Origin of the sequence: Salinivibrio sharmensis (genome assembly GCF_001995985.1) — a bacterium.
GTDB classification, from domain to species: domain Bacteria; phylum Pseudomonadota; class Gammaproteobacteria; order Enterobacterales; family Vibrionaceae; genus Salinivibrio; species Salinivibrio sharmensis.
Genome location: NZ_MUFC01000002.1, coordinates 91,343 through 109,510, shown reverse-complemented (window position 1 = coordinate 109,510; position 18,168 = coordinate 91,343). Strand labels below are relative to the sequence as shown.

Here is an 18,168-nt window from a genome sequence, read left to right as displayed (position 1 = left end):
TCACTCCCGTTTGCGATACATGGTGTGGCCTAAGTTATCGAACTTCTCTGCCATCTTTCCGATCCCTTCCGAGTGGCCGATAAAAAGCACGCCGCCAGGGACAAGCTGCTGCCAAAAGCGCTCAATAAGCCGCTGCTGTGTATCGCGCTCAAAATAGATCATCACATTACGACAAAAGATCGCATCCATCGTATGCTTATGTGGCCACTCTCCTTTTAAATTCAGCTGCTTAAAACTGATCACATCACGAAGCAGACGTTTGGCCTTAAACAAGTCTTGCTTGATGCCTTTTCCTTTTAAAAAACCGTGTTGTAAATAGTTTTTGGGAATCGTATGTGCCACTTCCAAACTGTAGGTACCATTACTGGCAGTATTGAGCACCTGAGTATCTAAGTCGGTGGCAAGAATTTGTACATCTAACTGCCCTTCTAACATCCCATGCCCCGCGAGTACCGAGGCGATGGTATAGGGCTCTTCGCCCGTCGAGCAGCCCGCAGACCAAATCCGGATACGCTTTTGCTTAGCCGCCTGCCACTGGGGGATCAGTTGATGCGCTAAAAACTCAAAATGATGACGCTCACGAAAGAACTGGGTTTTATTGGTGGTTAGCGCATTGATGAAGGCCACACGTTCGTCCTTGCTTTGCTCAACCAACGCAAAGTAATCATCAAAGGTCGCCATCCCTGTTCGTCGTAAACAACGCGCTAAACGACCATAAACCATGCTTTTCTTTTTATCAGCCAGAGAGATCCCCGTCTCATTCGCCATAAATGTCTGTACATATTTAAAATGGCGCTGGCTAAAGTCATAAGCGCCAGCCGACGAAGCATTCACTGGCGCAGACATGGTTAAAACTCCTCCCACTCATCACTGACTTCATTGCTCGGCGCTTTTTGGCTGTTCACCGCCTTAAGGCGCGCTTTCGCGGCCTCACCATTGCGGTAACTATCACTGCTCGCTCTAGGCGCTGTCTTAGTCGTGTGAGGCGGGGTCACCTTGGGTTTGGTGCTTGGCGTTTGAATATCCACGAGCTTGTCAGCATCGATATCTACTTGGAAGAAGCCAATTAAGTTAATTAACTCCGCGCCTTCTTCTCTCATCGACTGGCTCGATGCAGCAGCTTCTTCAACCAATGCAGCGTTTTGCTGTGTCATTTGGTCCATACGTGCCACTGAGCGCGTGATTTCATCAATGCCTGTGGCTTGTTCTTGGCTCGCCGCATTGATTTTACCAATCAGCTGAGACACCTCGGAGACAGAGGCAACGATTTCCTCCAGCATTTCGCCAGATTCATCCACCAGCTTCGAGCCTTGAGTCACTTTCTCGACACTGTCTTTGATCAAGTCTTTGATCTCTTTCGCGGCGCCGGCACTGCGTTGTGCCAAATTGCGTACCTCACCCGCGACAACGGCAAAGCCACGCCCTTGTTCACCCGCACGCGCAGCCTCTACCGCCGCATTCAAAGCGAGCAAGTTGGTTTGGAAAGCAATTTCATCGATCACCCCAATGATATCGGCTATTTTCTTACTGGCATCGTTAATTTCAGCCATTGCATCCACGGTCTCTTTGACCACTTCACCGCCTTTACGCGCTTTTTCGCTAGCTTTACTGGAGAGCGTATTGGCCGATGATGCACTTTCCGCATTCTGCTTCACCGTGGCCGTCATTTGCTCCATACTTGCTGCGGTTTCTTGCAAGTTAGCCGCCTGCTCTTCAGTACGCTCACTCAGATCGTTATTCCCCTCAGCAATTTCTGCGGAGGCTGACGCCACCCGTGCCGATGAATGGGTGATCTTTTCAACCATGTTGCGAACGTTATTAATCGAGGCATTGACCGCTTGGCTGAGATCTTCGAAATCGCCTTTGTAGTCTTCCGGCATGGTCGCTTTGAGATCCCCTTTCGATACCCCTCGCATTACGCGAATACACTCGTTAAGCGGATCAACGAAACTATCCAGTAGCTGGTTTATACCCTTACCGAGTTTTGCCATCGAACCACGGTACTTACTGGTATCCATTCGATCACTAAGGTTGCCATCGGCCGCTTTCTCGATAAGGTCTTCTACCTGACGCAGGCTATCCATTTGTTCGGTAATGTCTTCCCATTGCAGCGCAGGGCCAATGTATTCATCGTCATCGTCATAAAGGGCAATGCAATTGAGCGCAAATTCCAGCTCTCCAACCGTAATTTCCGCTTTAAATGGCATCCGGTCTGGGTTGGCAATCACAGACTGTTGGTGCGCCGGGTTTTTGTGGAATTGGTCAATGCTGGTACCGACCAGCTTATCGGCAGCAAAGCCTGGAAAGATCTCGCGCATTTCATCTTCACGGCTATTAAACAGATCGGTGACTGCAGGGTTAAGGTAGCGAATGATGCCGTCTTTGTCCGCGAGCATCACATTGGTGGTCATTCCCTCAACCACGGCCGCCAATAATGAATGTTCTGACTCTTTCTTACGTCTTTCAGTGACATCACGCCACTCAATCGTGGTACCAACATGCTTACCGTGACGGTCGTAGCTGGCGGTGGCATGAAACTCAAAGCGCGCATCTTTAAAGCGAATATCCCGATTGATAGGCATCTTATCAGGGGTGTGAAAGGTTTCGCGCTGCAGTTGAGGAAACAGATAATCAATGTGTTTGCCAAGGATATCGTCACGGCTGGCAACAAAGGCACTGTTTTTCACCCGGAAGGTTTTCTCATGTTGTTTACACAGTTTCACCGCTTGCTCATTCACATGGGTGATTTCGCCATGGAGCCCTAACAATACAAAAGCACTGTGGGTGTTATCTAAGGCTCCTTTTAAGCGTTGGTGCTCCTCCGTTTGGTGGGCGCGCGCCGTCACATCGCAAAGTTCCACACTGTAGCCTTGACCATCAGCGACTTTACTGGCCGACACACGCAACTTGCCCGCACCTAACTCGATAGTTTGGACGGATGGTTTGTCATCAATAAGCTGCTGCCATTGTTGGTAGTCCACTAAATCCGCCGCGAATATGCTGCTCATTGGCTTACCAAATAACATCTCACTTTGCGCGGTGAAATCGACATTGCCGTGCTCGCGAATCGCTGCCTGATAACATTGCAACAGTTGCAGCGCACGTCGATTAATCAAGGTGACGTGCTGCTGACTGTCGAGCATAACAAGTGCAGCAGGCGCGACATTTAGTGCGGCTAACAGCTGCACATTTTGCTTGGTCTGTTGGTTGTCTTGCTGTACTTCCCTTTTAAACCACGCCATATTCTAGTCCTCGTTTGCGCTTTCCGGTTGTGCGCTTTGTTGTAACTGATCAAAGTCGAACAACTGTTCCAAGTTAATCAACACCAGGTGCCTGTCATTCACTGACGCAATGCCTTCCATGTACCACTTATCGTGCTGATGCAGTCCCGGAGGGGCTTTAATTTGCTCTTTCTCCAAGTTGTGCACTTCAGCCACCGCATCCACCACGATACCGAGCGACACCCCCTGTTGGTTGCGAACAATAATGATGACGCTCATAGCGGTGAGCGTCGCTGGCGTCATACCAAAGCACTGGCGAATATCCATAATGGGGATGTATTCGCCCCGAAGCTCCAACACTCCCAGCATATGCGGCAGCGTGTTGGGGATTCGACGGACTTCCGACCATCCTCTGACTTCTTTCACATCGAGAATATGGACGCCGTATTCTTCATCCTCGAGTAAGAAACTTAAGTATTCTCGCGATTGCGCCATATCCTCACCTATATCCATCGCTCGATACGCAACAACTCATCCACATTCACCAACGACATCACCCGCTCGCCGACATTGAGCAGGCCACTGACATAAGCAATCACCTGAGAATCACCAAACGGAGGCATAATCTGTCCCTCCCCTTGGTCAACCACATCGGAAACGGCATCGACTACCACGCCCATCACCTTGTTATTGGCTACCTCACTGGCGCGCAAAATCAGCACCACGGTTTCTCGGTGATAATCGACCTGTTTGGCCTGAAAGCGAATACGTAAATCCATCACCGGCACTATCATTCCGCGTAGGTTGATCACGCCCAAGATAAAGGCGGGCGAGCGCGGGATCAGTGTCGGTGACTCCCACACCCGGATCTCCTCTACCGTTTGGATATCGACGCCATACAGTTCGCCATCTAGTTCGAAGCTCAGATAGTCACTGCCTTGCAGTTGCTCAACACGATCATCAATATCCAGCGCATTGTCTGATTCCATTACCGTCTGCATATTCCCTCCCTAGGCTGCTGCGATATGACCGCTGGCATCGCTGACACGCGCTAAAAACTGCGTGATTAAGCCTTGGATATCTAAAATGAGTGAGACAGAGCCATCCCCCAAGATGGTCGCGCCTGAGATACCAGGCACGCGGGCATAGTTGGACTCCAAGCTTTTGATCACCACTTGCTGCTGCCCAAGCAGCTCATCAAGTAGCAGGCCGACCTTTTTATCCCCGGCTTCGACCAAACAAAGCAGCTGTTTATCAAGATCGTCGCCACTGCTGCCGAGCTCAAACTCTTCTTTTAAACGTAGAATGGGAATGTTTTCTTCTCGCAACCGGTAAAGCTGAACACCAGAGGCGGTTTTAATTTGGCGGCTATCAATCTGAAGCGATTCAATGATAGAAATCAGTGGCACCACATACACTTGGCCTTCTACTTTCACCAGCTGACCATCTAAGATAGCCAGGGTTAACGGCAAGCTAATTTTGAAAGTGCTGCCTTGCTCTGGCGCCGAGTGCACATCAATGTTGCCGCCCAGCTGTTCAATGTTTCGGCGCACCACGTCCATGCCCACGCCACGCCCGGAGACATCAGAGACTTGTTTGGCTGTGGAGAAACCAGGGGCAAACAAGAGGTTAAAAACATGCGTGTCCGTCAGTTCACTGAGCGGGAGATCGTCTGAAATCAGCCCCTTATCCAGCGCTTTACGCCAGATCCTTTCTTTGTGTAATCCAGCGCCATCGTCACTGACTTCAATCACTATCGAGCCGCCCTGATGGTAAGCATTCAGGTGCACTTTCCCTGTTTCAGGCTTGCCTTTTTCCGCGCGGATTTCTGGGGTTTCTAAACCATGATCCACCGCGTTGCGCACCAAATGCACCAGCGGATCAGCAATTCGCTCGAGTACGGTTTTATCTAGCTCGGTGCTCTCGCCTTCTATGACTAACTCCACCCGCTTTCCCAACTGCGAGGACAAGTCTCGAATCAAACGAGGGAAACGGTTAAAGGCAAAACTGATCGGCAACATGCGGATATCGAGCACGCTTTCTTGCAACTCTTTGGTATTGAGCATCAGTTGCTCAAGGCCAGATTGCAGTTGCTCAAGCCGCTCAGGTGAAAAGTCGCTGCTTAACTCTGCCAGCATCGACTGAGTGATTACTAATTCACCTACAAGGTTAATCAAGTTATCGACTTTGTCGATTTCAACGCGAATGGAGGACACACTGGCTTCGCTTTTCGCCGGTGGCTTATTGGCTTTTTTCGCTGCCGGTTTAGCGTCGGGAGGGGAAGCGGGCGCGGAGACGTTGTCTTGCGGCTGTGATGATACGGGATGCTGCTCTACCTCAACAGGTTCAGTATCCGCATCGCTCTCATTCTCAGCGCCGATGGGGCTAATAGTGAGGTCGCATTCATCTTCCACCCACTCAAAAATCGCGGCAATTTCTTCTTCTGGGACATGACCATCAACACGAATGTGCCAACGCAAGTAAAGCTGCTCAGGGTCCAATTGTTCGAAGGTAGGCAAGTGCGTCTGATCGCACGTTACCTCTGCGCCCCCGGGTAGTGCATGAAGCTCACGCAATATACGTACAGGATCATTGCCAGAAAAAAGCATGTCTGGGTGCGGCACAAAGGTAATCGACCATTCTTCATGTCCCGTTGCCGCCGACGCTTGCTGTCCGAGATCTTCTGTGTCTGCTTCTGTTGGCTCAGAGGCTGTTGACGCAGCACTATCCATGATTGCGTTAAGCGCAGCAGTGACGGCATCTCGCTCGCTTTTGTCGTACTCAACCTCATTTTCGTAAGCTTCAAGCATCGCGAGGATACAATCACCACCACGCAGTAATACATCGATCGTGTGGCTGTCGAGCTGTCGCTTTCCTTCCCGAGCCTCGTCAAGCAAGGTTTCCATCACATGTGTGAAGTGACTAATGTCGTCAAGATTAAAGGTGGCAGCCCCCCCTTTAATCGAGTGCGCAGCACGGAAAATGGTATTTATGGATTCAAGATCTGTCGCCCCCGGGTCAAGCGCCAAGAGCTCTCTTTCCAGCACTTCGAGGTTTTCACGACATTCTTCATAAAAGATGCGTCGCAACTGATCCATATCCATGGCCATATTACCCTCCGTTGATGCGCCTTACAGCACGCGTTTGAGTGTTTTCAGTAAGGTGTCTGGGTTGAATGGTTTAACAATCCATCCTGTCGCTCCCGCCGCTTTACCCGCCGACTTTTTCTCAGCGGACGCTTCGGTAGTGAGCATCAATATCGGGGTAAATTTGTACTGCTGTACGCCTCGCACTTGTTTAACAAACTCAAAACCATCCATCACCGGCATGTTGACGTCGGAAATGATGAGGTCAAATTTTTTAGACTTTGCTTTTCGCAGTGCATCTGCACCATCGTTAGCCGTTTCAACTTGATATCCTGCCTCCTTTAATGTGTGGCTAACCATTTGCCGAATCGATACCGAATCATCCGCTGCTAGTATATTTGCCATCCTTTTACTCCCACTCCGTGTATCAAGTATTTAGCTTTAATAAAGTCGTCATGCCGGCATGTTGCGCCGAGATTAGTAGGCATTCGGGGACGTTCAGCCACTCAACGTCATCACAAGAACGCACCAACACCAACAATAATTGCAGGCCGGCACCATCAACTCTGCCCAGCTGGCTAGCGTCGATGACACAAGCTCCCCCCTCTGCCACCTTGGCTCCCCAATCTTCTTTAATATTTTGTACTTGGGTGATATCGAGAGAGTCTCCGAGTTCTATTTTCATGGATGCATCGTCCTAAATTGTTGTCAAAAAAGACATGCCTTTGGTTGTTGAATAAGTGTAGCAACATTCAATAGAACAACTGGTTTTAGTCCTTACTTTTAAAGATGGATTATCGACAGGTAGTTTTTTCGACCAAAAAGAAAAGCTAAAATTATGTATATGAAACAGAACTTTATATAAAATTCATTTGTAAAACATAATTAAATCAACACCTTTGCATTCCTTTCTATTCATTCAAAAGAATGAGTGAGATCACAAAAGACAACGGTTAAAAAACGTGGGAATAATACTTATTTCAATGGAATGAAGCAGTTAAATATGCTTTGACACGAGGCGGTTAATGCTATTTAATAGGCGCCCTGGCCCGGATAGCTCAGTCGGTAGAGCAGGGGATTGAAAATCCCCGTGTCGGTGGTTCGATTCCGCCTCCGGGCACCATGTTTACGAAAATCCCTGCTCACACGAGTGGGGATTTTTTTTATGCCGACACCGTGTCGGTGACCTTGCAGGCCGCGATCTATTCCGCCTCCGGGCACCATGTTTACGAAAATCCCTACTCACACGAGTGGGGATTTTTTTATGCCACGACAGCAAATGCATCCCCCCTCTGGCACTTTTTGCTACCCTTTAAGTCGGCTTCCGCTCAGTGCGATAGCGATTAGGCTTTTTACTCAACATCGCCTATTTATGGTAATATGTTGGGGTTTTATTCTTGTCTTTTACCTCATGGATCGAGTGTCATTAACGCATGTCAGCCAATAGCATCAAACTCTCAACAGAGCGACTTCAAGCCGGTCTTTACATCAAACTCCCGCTAAAATGGCGCGATCATCCGTTTATGCTTAATCGTTTTCAAATAGAAAGTGAGGCACAAGCGAAGGTGATACGCTCGCTCCCTATAAGCTTTGTCTACTACTACCCAGATAAAAGTACGGCGGCGCCCTTACCCGCGCTGGCAGAAAAAAAAGAAAACCCGGATGAAGTCGACCCATATGCGGTCAGCCGAGAAAAAGAGGCAATGGAGCAGGAGAAACAACTGCGTATAGAGGAACAACGCCGCTTTCGTGCGCGCATTCAAAAAGTGCAGAAGCATTATCAACGTTCGATGGCACAGCTACGGGCCATCAATATGAAGGCGGCCAACCGTCCACAAGCGGCTAACGAGGATGTCCGCATGCTCGTCGATAGCATGATGGTCTTTGGTAGTGAGTCGAATGTCACCCTGCACCTAATGGATGATCCCAGCCTGGCGGAAGATATGTATGCGCATTCATTGAACGTCGCAGTGCTCGCGCTGATGCTGGCTCGCAGCAATGGTTATGATAACGATCAGCTTCGTACCCTACTCACAGGCGCGGTGTTGCATGATATAGGTACAAAGAAGGTGCCGTCGGCCATCGTGCGAAAAAAGGAGCGACTGACGGAGCCAGAGATGAATTACTACCGTCAACATGTTAATTACGGTGCGGAGCTAGTATCAGAAATGAGCGAGTGTACCCCTGAAGTCGAGACCATCATTGCTCAGCATCATGAGTTTGCCAACGGCAGTGGTTTCCCCAAAGGCCTATTAGGTGATGACATCGACGAAGCGGCACAAATTGTCAGTATGGTTAACTTTTTTGACCGCTTATGTCGCCCTCAATTTGGCGCGCCAGCACGGATGCCGTTTTCAGCCTTATCACATTTATTCAAAGACAATAAAGCCAAGTTCAACCCACGTCTGTTGGCATTATTTGTCAAGATGATGGGCGTCTACCCACCCGGTACGGTAGTGAAGCTATCGAATGACGATATCGGTATTATCGTGTCGGTGAACAGTTCAGCACTGCTCAAGCCCAATGTCATGATCTATGACTCGGAGATTCCGTCAGACCAAGCGACGATCATTGACATGCGAGACAGTGAATTAGAGATAGATACCGCTGTACCTATCTCTAAATTGCCGGAAGAGGTAAAAGAATACCTGAAGCCACGCACCCGAATTTCGTACTTTATGGACGCTGACGGCTAAACGCCACCGCGCCCTATGAGTTAGCGCTGCTGTCTGCTTTATCGACTTTCTCTGCGGCGCGGTGCAGGTCAACGGTTAAGTTGTCAATTAACCGGGTATTGCCAAGATAAGCAGCCACCAAGATCACCGCCTGCCGGCTGTCTTCTGTTATTTGGGTAAGCGACGACGCATCACGAATATAAAATTCGTCAGGCTTCAACCCCGCTGCACGCAGTTGATCATGAGCATCTTCAATCAGATCGTCGAGATCACGACGCCCGTTGCGCATCTGTGCACTCATCCACCGCATGGTTTTTGCCAATACTGGCGCGCGTTGGCGCTCATCAACGGTTAAGTTGTTATTACGAGAGCTCATCGCCAAACCATCGCTTTCACGCACCGTAGGGACACCAATAACCTCAATCGGCATCGCCATATCTGCCACCAATTTGCGGATCACTGCCAATTGCTGAAAGTCTTTTTCGCCAAAACAGGCAACACCAGGCTGTACCAAATTAAAGAGTTTGCTCACCACGGTGGCGACACCACGAAAATGGCCAGGGCGCGATGCCCCCTCTAACATGGTTGAGAGCCTTGGCACCTCGACCGTGGTGTGGGCTTCAAGGCCGCGCGGATACAAGGTCTCTACTGTGGGCGTAAACACCAGATCCACGCCCTCTTCACGCAACTTAGCCAGATCATCATCCAAGGTACGCGGGTAATTGGCTAAATCGTCCGCGCGATCAAATTGCATCGGATTGACAAAAATGCTCACCACCACCACTTCGCCTTGCTCGCGGGCTTTACGCACCAAGGTTAAGTGCCCTTGGTGGAGATTTCCCATGGTCGGCACAAAGGCGATGCGCTTAGCCGCTTTTTGCCACTGGCCAACTTGGTCGCGCAGTGGCGCCACCTCAGAAATTACCTGCATACTCGGTCTCTCTATTTAAACGTGTGGGCGGAACCGGGAAATTCGCCACTCGCCACTTCTTGCACATACTTAGCCACCGCAGCGCGCGCATCACCGGTCTCTGCCAAGTAGTTTTTCGAGAACTTAGGCATGTAGTTTGCCGATACGCCGAGCATATCATGCATGACCAAAATTTGACCATCGGTGTCACCACCAGCGCCAATGCCAATCACCGGCACAGAAACGGTCTCGGTAATACGTTTAGCCAGTGAGGCGGGAACGCATTCAAGTAAGATAATCTGCGCACCGGCCTGCTCTAGCGCGACCGCATCGGCTACCATTTGCTCGGCTTTCTCTTCCTCTCGGCCTTGTACTTTAAAGCCACCAAAGATATTCACCGATTGCGGGGTGAGGCCCAAGTGCACACAAACCGGCACCGCACGCTCGGTCAGCATTTTAACCGCATCAACCAGCCATGATCCGCCCTCGATTTTGACCATATTGGCGCCCGCTTTGATCAATTCTGCGGCATTGGTACAGGCTTGCTCAGGGGTGGCACAGCTCATAAATGGCATATCGGCCATCAGTAAACTATTTGGACTCCCCGCTCGGACACAACGGGTGTGATACGCCAGCTCGTCAACCGATACTGACAAGGTATCGCTTTTGCCTTGCAACACCATGCCTAACGAATCGCCAACTAATAAAACAGGTACATCCTGCTGCTCAAATAATTGAGCAAAGCTCGCATCATAGGCAGTCAAGGACGCAAATTTCTGCCCTTGCTGCTTCCAAGTGATCAGATCGGTAATTGTGATTTTTTTCATTATGTCTCCCAAAGCCTGAAACTGGGGCCCACCGATTAAGCGTGATCGCTAATACGGGTTAAACCATTGCGATCAACGCGCGTCAGGCACGCGGCGAGAGTGCTGCCATCAGGCAGGCACAAGTCGGGGGCGATGTCGGCAAGTGGATAAAGCACGAACTCACGCACTTTCATGCCGTAATGTGGCACCGTCAGTCGCGGCTCGTCGATGACGCGATTGCCATAGAGTAGAATATCGAGGTCCAAGGTTCTCGGTCCCCAACGCTCTGCTTTGCGTTCCCTGCCATAATCAAGCTCAATGGCTTGTGTTGCATCCAATAGTGTCAGAGGGTCAAGCTGAGTGTCCAGCGCCGCGACGGCATTAACATAATCGGGCTGATCGGTCGGCCCCATGGGTTTGCTGGTATAAAGAGCTGATGCTGCCACAAAGCGACTCTGCGGCAGTGTCTTTAACGCAGCAATCGCCTGCTTAGCTTTTTCTATAGGCTCACCGAGGTTGCTGCCAATGGCGATATATACCCGATTCATGCGTCTGAATTTGACTGCGGTTTACGCCGACGTGGCGGTCCCTTGCGCCGACGAGACTTAGGTTTACGCGTATTATGAACTTTATTGATCGCACGCACCATTTTTTGGCGGCCACTTTGATCCGCACGCTGAAAGTCTCGCCACCACGCACAAAGCACCTCGGTCTCTTCACCTTCGACCGCACCGCGCATCTCAAGCAAATCAAACGCTGCACGGAATTTTTTCTCGTCCAACGTTTTAAAGGCACGCGCACCAGTACGGCGCGTCATACGCATTTGCAATTGCCACACTTCACGTATCATGGCGGTGAAGCGCCGCGGAATGGCGATGGTCTTCACTTGCTCATCCACAATGTCACTGGCGGCCACCATGAAGGCGTCGTAGTAGCTCAAACCACTCTCAAATGCCATTTCTTCCGCCCGTGTCACCAAGGGATACCACAGCATCGCAGCAAATAAGAAAGCCGGATTAATGCGTTGTTCGTTGACTACCCGCTTATCGGTTGAGCGTAAAACCTGCTCTAGCATTTGCTCCGTTTGGCTGGTTTGTGTCTCGGTAAAGTGCGCGGCAACGGCAGGGAAAAGCTGCTGAAATAAATTATACTCGCGCAACATTTGATACGTCGCGAATCCTTGGCCGGACTGCAACAACTTCAAGCTTTCTTCAAACATTCGCGCGGCTGGGATATCTTGCAATAACGGCGCAAGCTCGACAATCGGCGCTGCTGTCGCGCTATTAATCGTCATATCGAGCTTAACCGCAAAGCGCACTGCGCGTAGCATCCGTACTGGATCTTCACGGTAGCGCGTTTCAGGATCACCGATCAGGCGGATGACGCGGTTATTGAGATCATCAAGACCACCCGCGTAATCCCGAATAGAAAAGTCGGCGATATTGTAATACAGCCCATTCACCGTAAAGTCACGGCGCTGCGCGTCTTCATCGATGGTGCCATATACATTGTCACGCAATAGCATCCCATCTTCTGAGCGAGCCGTTTGCTTATCTTTTTCGCCTTTGCCGTGGTGACCTCGGAACGTGGCGACCTCAATCACATCGCGGCCAAATAAGATATGGGCGAGACGAAAGCGTCGGCCTATGAGTCGACAGTTACGAAACAGCTTTTTGACTTCAACCGGCGTTGCGTCTGTCGCAATATCAAAGTCTTTGGGTTCACGCCCCAACAAAAGGTCTCGCACACCGCCACCAACGAGGTACGCTTCAAAGCCCGCTTTGTGCAGGCGATAAAGCACTTTCAGCGCATTTTCGCTGATACCTTTTCGCGAAATGCCATGTGCTTTGCGGGGGATAACTTCCAACTTAAGATCCTCTATTGCTCGTGTTTTACTATCACGATTCAGAACCTTACGGCAAAAGCTGGTCACTCGATTAAAGATAGCTCACCTCGTATTGATTGTTCGGGCCATGAAACAGCGGCATATAATATATCAGGGTGGGCCATTTTAGAATGCTGTCATCACTTCCGTTTTTTTCGGTATGTGTGGCAACGACCAAGTCTTGACCGCCAGATGTAATAATTCGGTGGGGGTAGCCACCTCAGTGTCGGCCACTGCATGCAAACCAAGAAACGTCATCGCTGCGCGTAAAGCAGGAAGCGGCGCTTGATTATCAATGGCAGGAGCCCGGTTTTGTTTCGAAAGCTTGTGTCCCTTTGCATTGACCGCCAGAGGAAGGTGTAAATAACGCGGCACGGGTTGGCCGAGTTGTTGGTACAATGCAATATGGCGCCCTGTCGGCATAATCAAATCCGCCCCACGCACGATATCGGTCACGCCTTGGTCGATATCATCTAATACCACCGCCAAATTGTATGCATATAAGCCATCACGCCGCTTAATAATAAAGTCTTCGTTGGCCAGATTCGCATCCAGGTGGAGCGTGCCGTGCAATCGGTCATTGAAGGCTAACACCTCCACGGGGCTTTTTAGCCTCACCGCGGCCCCGTCAGGGCCTTTGTCTTTATCACGACACCAACCTAGGTAGACGCCGCCCGCCTCTTTGATTTGCCGACGCGTACAGGTGCAATAATACGCCTGTCCCGATGCAAGCCAAGCCTCTATTTGTGCTTGATAATCAGAAAGGTGCTGACTTTGATAACGCACTTCTCCGTCCCACTCAAAGCCAAACGCCTCCAGCGTGCGTAAAATATCACTGGCCGCGCCCGGCTGCTCCCGAGGCGGATCAATATCTTCAATCCGTACCAGCCACTGCCCGTGATGTGCGCGAGCATCTAAATACGAGCCGAGTGCCGCCACCAATGAGCCAAAGTGCAGCGGGCCCGACGGGGAAGGGGCAAAACGGCCAATATAAGTGGTCTGCGAAGTCATGATAAGCGCATAGACAGTAGGTGCAACGCCTGCAGCGAGTGTGAATAGCGCAAATTGTACGGGGATCTTGCGCTAACACAAGCACCCTAAAATACAAAAAGGGAGCCGAAGCTCCCTTTTATTTGTCTGATTTTCTCTCCGCTAACCATGGCTAGGCATCGATGTGTGCAAATACAACGCGCCAGCGTTAGCCAGCCATTTGCTTTTCTTTTAGCTCAGCCAGTGTTTTACAGTCAATACACAGCTCTGCTGTTGGGCGAGCTTCTAAGCGGCGCACCCCAATTTCGATACCACACGAGTCGCAAAAGCCGAAGTCATCATCTTCGATGCGCTGCAATGTCTTATCGATCTTCTTAATCAGCTTGCGCTCGCGATCGCGATTACGCAGCTCTAGGTTGAATTCCTCTTCCTGTGCTGCACGATCGACAGGATCGGGGAAATTAGCCGCCTCATCTTTCATATGATTCATGGTGCGGTCGACTTCTTCCCTGAGCTGATTACGCCACGCATTGAGGATTTTACGGAAATGCTCAAGCTGAGCCTCTCCCATATACTCCTCTCCAGGTTTCTCCTGGTATGGCTCTAATCCGGCAATGGCCAGGATGCCCAGCGATTTCTTTTCTTTGCTTTCTGGCATTCAGCTTCTCCTAAAAAACCTTGACATGACCCGTGTCTGTCAAATGAGGGCGCTATCTATAGCAGAAAGCCTTTAGGGTGGCAATCTTTGATTTACGCCCTACAACGCCCAATGTGAACATGCTTACACTTTTGCGGTATGACTAACAAAAGGTACGGAATTAACCAGATTTAGCTCACTCGGCGACATCTGAGCCTGATAGCAGATCACTTCTACCCCTGACGCCAGCGCATGATTTAATAACTGGTTATAATCCGGGTCGATATGGGGGGCGCCTGTGACTTTTTCAATCCCTGAGTGCAAAACAACGAATAATAAAACCGCACGATGTCCTTGCTCTGCCATTGCCATCAGCTCACGCAAGTGCTTTTGCCCGCGTGTCGAGACGGCGTCCGGAAACGCACCCCAGCCGTTTTCCTCCAATAATGTGACACTCTTTACTTCTATATAGCAGTCAGGTTTGTCATCGTCACGTAATAGCAAATCTATCCGGCTGTTTTCACTGCCATAGCGTACTTCCGTCTGTAATTGTCGATACCCAACTAGTTCAGGGATACGATTCGCCTGCACCGCCTCAACCGCTAAGGTGTTGGCGCGCGCCGTGTTAACACAAATCCAGTGTCCCTGCTGGGTATGATTGAGCTCCCAACTATGCGGGTATTTACGCTTGGTATTATCGGAGGTGGAATACCAAACGGTATCGCCTGGCGTCGCACAACCAGTCATCGCCCCCGTATTGGCACAATGCATGGTCAGCAACTCGCCATTAGCCAAGGTCACATCGGTTAAAAAACGTTTATAGCGGCGTACTAAGGTTGCCGACGCTAGCGGTGGAGAAAACTGCATCTGCCGTTCCTGCTGATGATTAACAAAGGCTGAATTGATGCAGGCATTGGTATAACGCCCGCCCCTCATTATCTCGAGGTATCGATTCATCCGACGTGGAGGAAGGCGAAGCATATAATCCAAATCGTTGACAGGCAAATGTCTGGGCAGGAAGCGTCGGTAAGTCCAGCGCATCGTCATCTTTGACACCACGACGCAAGGTAATATGCGGGGTAAACACATGGCTGTCCGCTTTCGCTGGCCAAACGGGTAAGGTTTGTAAGTGATTGGCCAGCTCAAACAATGCCGACGGTGGTTGGTTGAACGTTACACACGCAATCTTCGGCTGCTCCCATACTTCAACACTTGAGGTCGTGAGATTAAACGCAGGCAGAGCCAGGTTACTTGCCGCAGCTTGAAGCGCGGGGAGCTTGGTATCAGGAACCTCCCCCAAAAACGCCAAGGTGAGATGTAAATTTTGATCGGGTACCGCGCGCCCTTCACCATAAAGATGATGGTTATAGCGAACAAGTTGCTCCCGAGCGGCTTGATTGGCTTTCTCGTCCAAACCTAATGCGAAAAATAGTCGCATGGGCTCTCCTTTTACGCTCAGTCCGTTAAAATAGTCACTTTGATTCTGACACAAAGGGCGAATTCTTGTCTCAGCTTCCCATTGATGCCGTGATACCCGATCTAATAGACGGGCTCGCGTCTTATCCGCAAATCCTCTTATCCGCACCACCAGGCGCCGGGAAGTCGACGCGCTTACCCCTCGCGTTACTTGAGCAAGCGGTTGTACCGGGAAAAATATTAGTGCTGGAGCCCCGTCGACTCGCGGCTCGCAATATTGCCCACTTCCTTGCCCAACAGTTTAATGAGCCTATCGGCCAGACCATCGGCTTGAGAATGCGGGGAGAGACCAAAGTCAGTGCTCAAACACGGTTAGAGGTGGTCACTGAAGGGGTGTTGACACGTTTGTTGCAAACCGACCCGCTACTAGATGGCGTAAGCCTAATACTGTTCGACGAATTTCACGAGCGCAGTCTGCATGCCGATCTTGCCCTTGCGCTCAGCCTAGATTGCCAAACGGGATTACGGGACGACCTGCGCTTGGTGGTGATGTCAGCGACATTAGAGAACCACGCCCTGCGTCAGTATTTGCCCGATGCATTTCCCCTCACCACTGAAGGGCGCAGCTTCCCGATTCACTATCACTATCACCCGCTAGCACGTCACGCACAATGGAGCAGCGCAGTGGCTAGCGCCAGCCTTGATTTTATTAATCACCATTGTGGTTCAGCACTGCTTTTTCTCCCTGGCATGGGAGCCATTCGCCAGGTTCAGTCAGCGCTACAAGGGCGGCTACCTAGTGATATGGATTTACACCTTCTCCACGGCAGGCTTGATATGTCAGCACAACACGCCGCGATTGTCCCCGCGCCTAAGGGAAGGCGTAAGCTAGTACTCACCACTAATATTGCAGAGACCAGTTTAACCATTGAGGGGATCCGGTTAGTGATCGATGCGGGACTTGAGAGGATGGTTGTCCATCAAGCACAAACGGGTATCGATAAGCTAGTAACACGGCAGATCACACGCAGTGCCGCCATTCAACGAGCAGGCCGCGCCGGTCGCCTTGAGGAAGGACAGTGCCTGCGCCTATACAGCGAAGAGCAGTTTCAACGCTTACCTGCCGCTCCCGCAGCCCCGATTTTGCGAGAAGACTTGACCGACCTTGCGCTCAATGTGATCCAGTGGGGCTGTGACGTGAAGGATTTACATTGGCTTGACACGCCCCCTACCCAACACTGGCAAGCCGCGTGTCTGCGACTGACACAATTGGGTCTGATTGATACGCGCCACGCGTTAACGGCCCTAGGGCAACGGGCAAGTCAGTTAGCTGCCACTCCCCGCGCCGCCGCAATGCTAGCGCGTATTGAAACGTCACAGGTTTCGGTGTTATCCACGGCGTGCTGGCTTGCCGCTTGGGCTGATAAGCCGGTGACTTCAGGCCCGTCACTGGCACTCACCGATCATTTGCGTGCGGCGATGGCACATAAAGACTATCAAGCTCGCGCCCAATCACTGGCGCGCACGATGGGAGGCAGCTTGCAATACCAGATTGATGAGGCCATGCTGCCGCTGCTGGCAGCCAATATCTGGCCTGACAGAGTGGCTATCACTCGGGGGCAGCCAGGGCACTTTATGATGGCCAATGGTCACGGCGTGACACTCGATAGCCAAGACATCCTTAGCGATACTCGCGCTATCGTGGTGTGTGACCTTATCGCCACCGACCAAGGCGATAGCCGTGCTTACAGTGCTATTGCGCTGTCAATCACCGAGCTACAGACGGCGCGTCCTGACTTATTTGGCCAACATGAAGTCGTTGCCTGGGATGATAAACGCGGCATGCTAAAAGCAGAAAAGCAGCAACGTTTGGGTGAGTTAGTGCTGAACCGTGAGCCACTCGACACACTCAGCGCCGAGCAGCAGGCGCAAGGGCTATTAGACGCCGTGCGCCAAAAAGGCATTAATGCATTGAATTGGCAAAGCGGCAGCCAATCCTTGCTCACCCGCGCCCGCTGCGCGCAAGCCTGGGGCCTGGACATCACGCTGCCAGCACTTAGCGACGAGGACTTATTGGCATCACTCGATACTTGGCTCGCCCCGTTTATTCACGGCATGTCGCGCTGGCAAACGCTGCAGCAGCTGGATCTCAAGCCCGTGTTAGAGGCTTGGTTCGGCTTTGCTGTCACCCAACAATTGAACGCGGCGCTGCCCACACATATTACTGTCCCAACCGGCTCGCGTTATCCGCTGCGCTATAACCCGGAAAACGCGCCCGTTTTAGCGGTGAAAATGCAGGAGATGTACGGACAGGCTGATACACCCACCCTGGCTAACGGCAAAGTAGCCGTGCAAGTGGAGTTACTCTCCCCCGCCGGGCGTCCACTGCAAATCACCCAAGATCTGGCAGGGTTTTGGCAAGGGAGTTACAAAGAGGTGCAAAAAGAAATGAAAGGGCGCTACCCTAAGCACCTTTGGCCTGATGATCCGGCCAACCATTTGCCAACCCGAAAAACCAAGCGCCATTTTAATCAGAGTTAAG

Annotated in this window: 17 protein-coding genes and 1 tRNA gene; 3 read left to right on the top strand and 15 right to left on the bottom strand. The window is 51.0% G+C overall.

Going from position 1 to position 18,168, the window contains the following annotated elements:
* Genes BZG74_RS02540 through BZG74_RS02510 form a run of 7 tightly spaced genes read right to left on the bottom strand, consistent with a single transcriptional unit; the run spans position 1 to position 6,992 of the window.
* Positions 1-846 (bottom strand): CheR family methyltransferase, encoded by an 846-nt coding sequence (locus tag BZG74_RS02540; RefSeq protein ID WP_077771205.1) that lies wholly within the window; start codon positions 844-846, stop codon positions 1-3.
* 2 nt (positions 847-848) lie between these two features.
* On the bottom strand, positions 849-3,242 hold the full coding sequence (locus BZG74_RS02535; protein WP_077771204.1) for a methyl-accepting chemotaxis protein: 2,394 nt from the start codon (positions 3,240-3,242) through the stop codon (positions 849-851).
* A 3-nt stretch (positions 3,243-3,245) separates the two neighbouring features.
* Positions 3,246-3,716 carry a chemotaxis protein CheW gene (locus BZG74_RS02530; protein ID WP_077771366.1) on the bottom strand — a complete coding sequence of 157 codons (471 nt, stop codon included), beginning with the start codon at positions 3,714-3,716 and terminating at the stop codon, positions 3,246-3,248.
* Between the two features lie 8 nt (positions 3,717-3,724).
* Positions 3,725-4,222, bottom strand: coding sequence for a chemotaxis protein CheW (locus BZG74_RS02525; RefSeq protein ID WP_077606112.1), 498 nt, complete (start codon positions 4,220-4,222; stop codon positions 3,725-3,727).
* A 9-nt stretch (positions 4,223-4,231) separates the two neighbouring features.
* Complete coding sequence (locus BZG74_RS02520; protein WP_077771203.1) at positions 4,232-6,331, bottom strand: chemotaxis protein CheA; 2,100 nt, start codon at positions 6,329-6,331, stop codon at positions 4,232-4,234.
* A gap of 21 nt (positions 6,332-6,352) precedes the next feature.
* A complete protein-coding gene (locus BZG74_RS02515) occupies positions 6,353-6,712 on the bottom strand; it encodes a response regulator (RefSeq protein WP_046074018.1) in 360 nt (119 codons plus the stop codon).
* Between the two features lie 22 nt (positions 6,713-6,734).
* Positions 6,735-6,992: an STAS domain-containing protein gene (locus BZG74_RS02510; protein WP_077771202.1), complete on the bottom strand. Its 258-nt coding sequence runs from the start codon at positions 6,990-6,992 to the stop codon at positions 6,735-6,737.
* 362 nt (positions 6,993-7,354) lie between these two features.
* On the opposite strand from BZG74_RS02510, the gene BZG74_RS02505 reads away from it, so the two are divergent.
* A tRNA-Phe gene (locus BZG74_RS02505) sits at positions 7,355-7,430 on the top strand.
* A 310-nt stretch (positions 7,431-7,740) separates the two neighbouring features.
* Positions 7,741-9,003: an HD-GYP domain-containing protein gene (locus BZG74_RS02500; RefSeq protein ID WP_077771201.1), complete on the top strand. Its 1,263-nt coding sequence runs from the start codon at positions 7,741-7,743 to the stop codon at positions 9,001-9,003.
* 13 nt (positions 9,004-9,016) lie between these two features.
* Here the strand turns inward: BZG74_RS02500 and panC are convergent, their stop codons facing one another.
* From panC to thpR, 8 genes are all read right to left on the bottom strand, one after another.
* Positions 9,017-9,913, bottom strand: a complete 897-nt coding sequence (panC, locus tag BZG74_RS02495) for a pantoate--beta-alanine ligase (RefSeq protein ID WP_077771200.1) — start codon at positions 9,911-9,913, stop codon at positions 9,017-9,019.
* An 11-nt stretch (positions 9,914-9,924) separates the two neighbouring features.
* A complete protein-coding gene (gene panB, locus BZG74_RS02490) occupies positions 9,925-10,719 on the bottom strand; it encodes a 3-methyl-2-oxobutanoate hydroxymethyltransferase (protein ID WP_077771199.1) in 795 nt (264 codons plus the stop codon).
* Between the two features lie 35 nt (positions 10,720-10,754).
* Complete coding sequence (gene folK, locus BZG74_RS02485) at positions 10,755-11,246, bottom strand: 2-amino-4-hydroxy-6-hydroxymethyldihydropteridine diphosphokinase (protein ID WP_077771198.1); 492 nt, start codon at positions 11,244-11,246, stop codon at positions 10,755-10,757.
* Positions 11,243-12,607 carry a polynucleotide adenylyltransferase PcnB gene (pcnB, locus tag BZG74_RS02480; RefSeq protein ID WP_235605700.1) on the bottom strand — a complete coding sequence of 455 codons (1,365 nt, stop codon included), beginning with the start codon at positions 12,605-12,607 and terminating at the stop codon, positions 11,243-11,245. The genes folK and pcnB overlap by 4 nt, the downstream gene beginning before the upstream one ends.
* A gap of 102 nt (positions 12,608-12,709) precedes the next feature.
* The gene (gene gluQRS / locus BZG74_RS02475) at positions 12,710-13,594 is read right to left on the bottom strand and encodes a tRNA glutamyl-Q(34) synthetase GluQRS (RefSeq protein ID WP_077771196.1); all 885 of its coding nucleotides are present in this window, start codon (positions 13,592-13,594) and stop codon (positions 12,710-12,712) included.
* 187 nt (positions 13,595-13,781) lie between these two features.
* Positions 13,782-14,231, bottom strand: coding sequence for an RNA polymerase-binding protein DksA (gene dksA, locus BZG74_RS02470; protein ID WP_046074011.1), 450 nt, complete (start codon positions 14,229-14,231; stop codon positions 13,782-13,784).
* Positions 14,232-14,354: 123 nt separating this feature from the next.
* Positions 14,355-15,077: a DNA/RNA nuclease SfsA gene (gene sfsA, locus BZG74_RS02465; protein ID WP_077771195.1), complete on the bottom strand. Its 723-nt coding sequence runs from the start codon at positions 15,075-15,077 to the stop codon at positions 14,355-14,357.
* 19 nt (positions 15,078-15,096) lie between these two features.
* Positions 15,097-15,648, bottom strand: coding sequence for an RNA 2',3'-cyclic phosphodiesterase (thpR, locus tag BZG74_RS02460; protein WP_077771194.1), 552 nt, complete (start codon positions 15,646-15,648; stop codon positions 15,097-15,099).
* 65 nt (positions 15,649-15,713) lie between these two features.
* Here thpR and hrpB point away from each other — a divergent pair, with 65 nt between their 5' ends.
* Positions 15,714-18,167 (top strand): ATP-dependent helicase HrpB, encoded by a 2,454-nt coding sequence (gene hrpB, locus BZG74_RS02455; protein ID WP_077771193.1) that lies wholly within the window; start codon positions 15,714-15,716, stop codon positions 18,165-18,167.
* The last annotated feature ends 1 nt before the right edge of the window (position 18,168 follow it).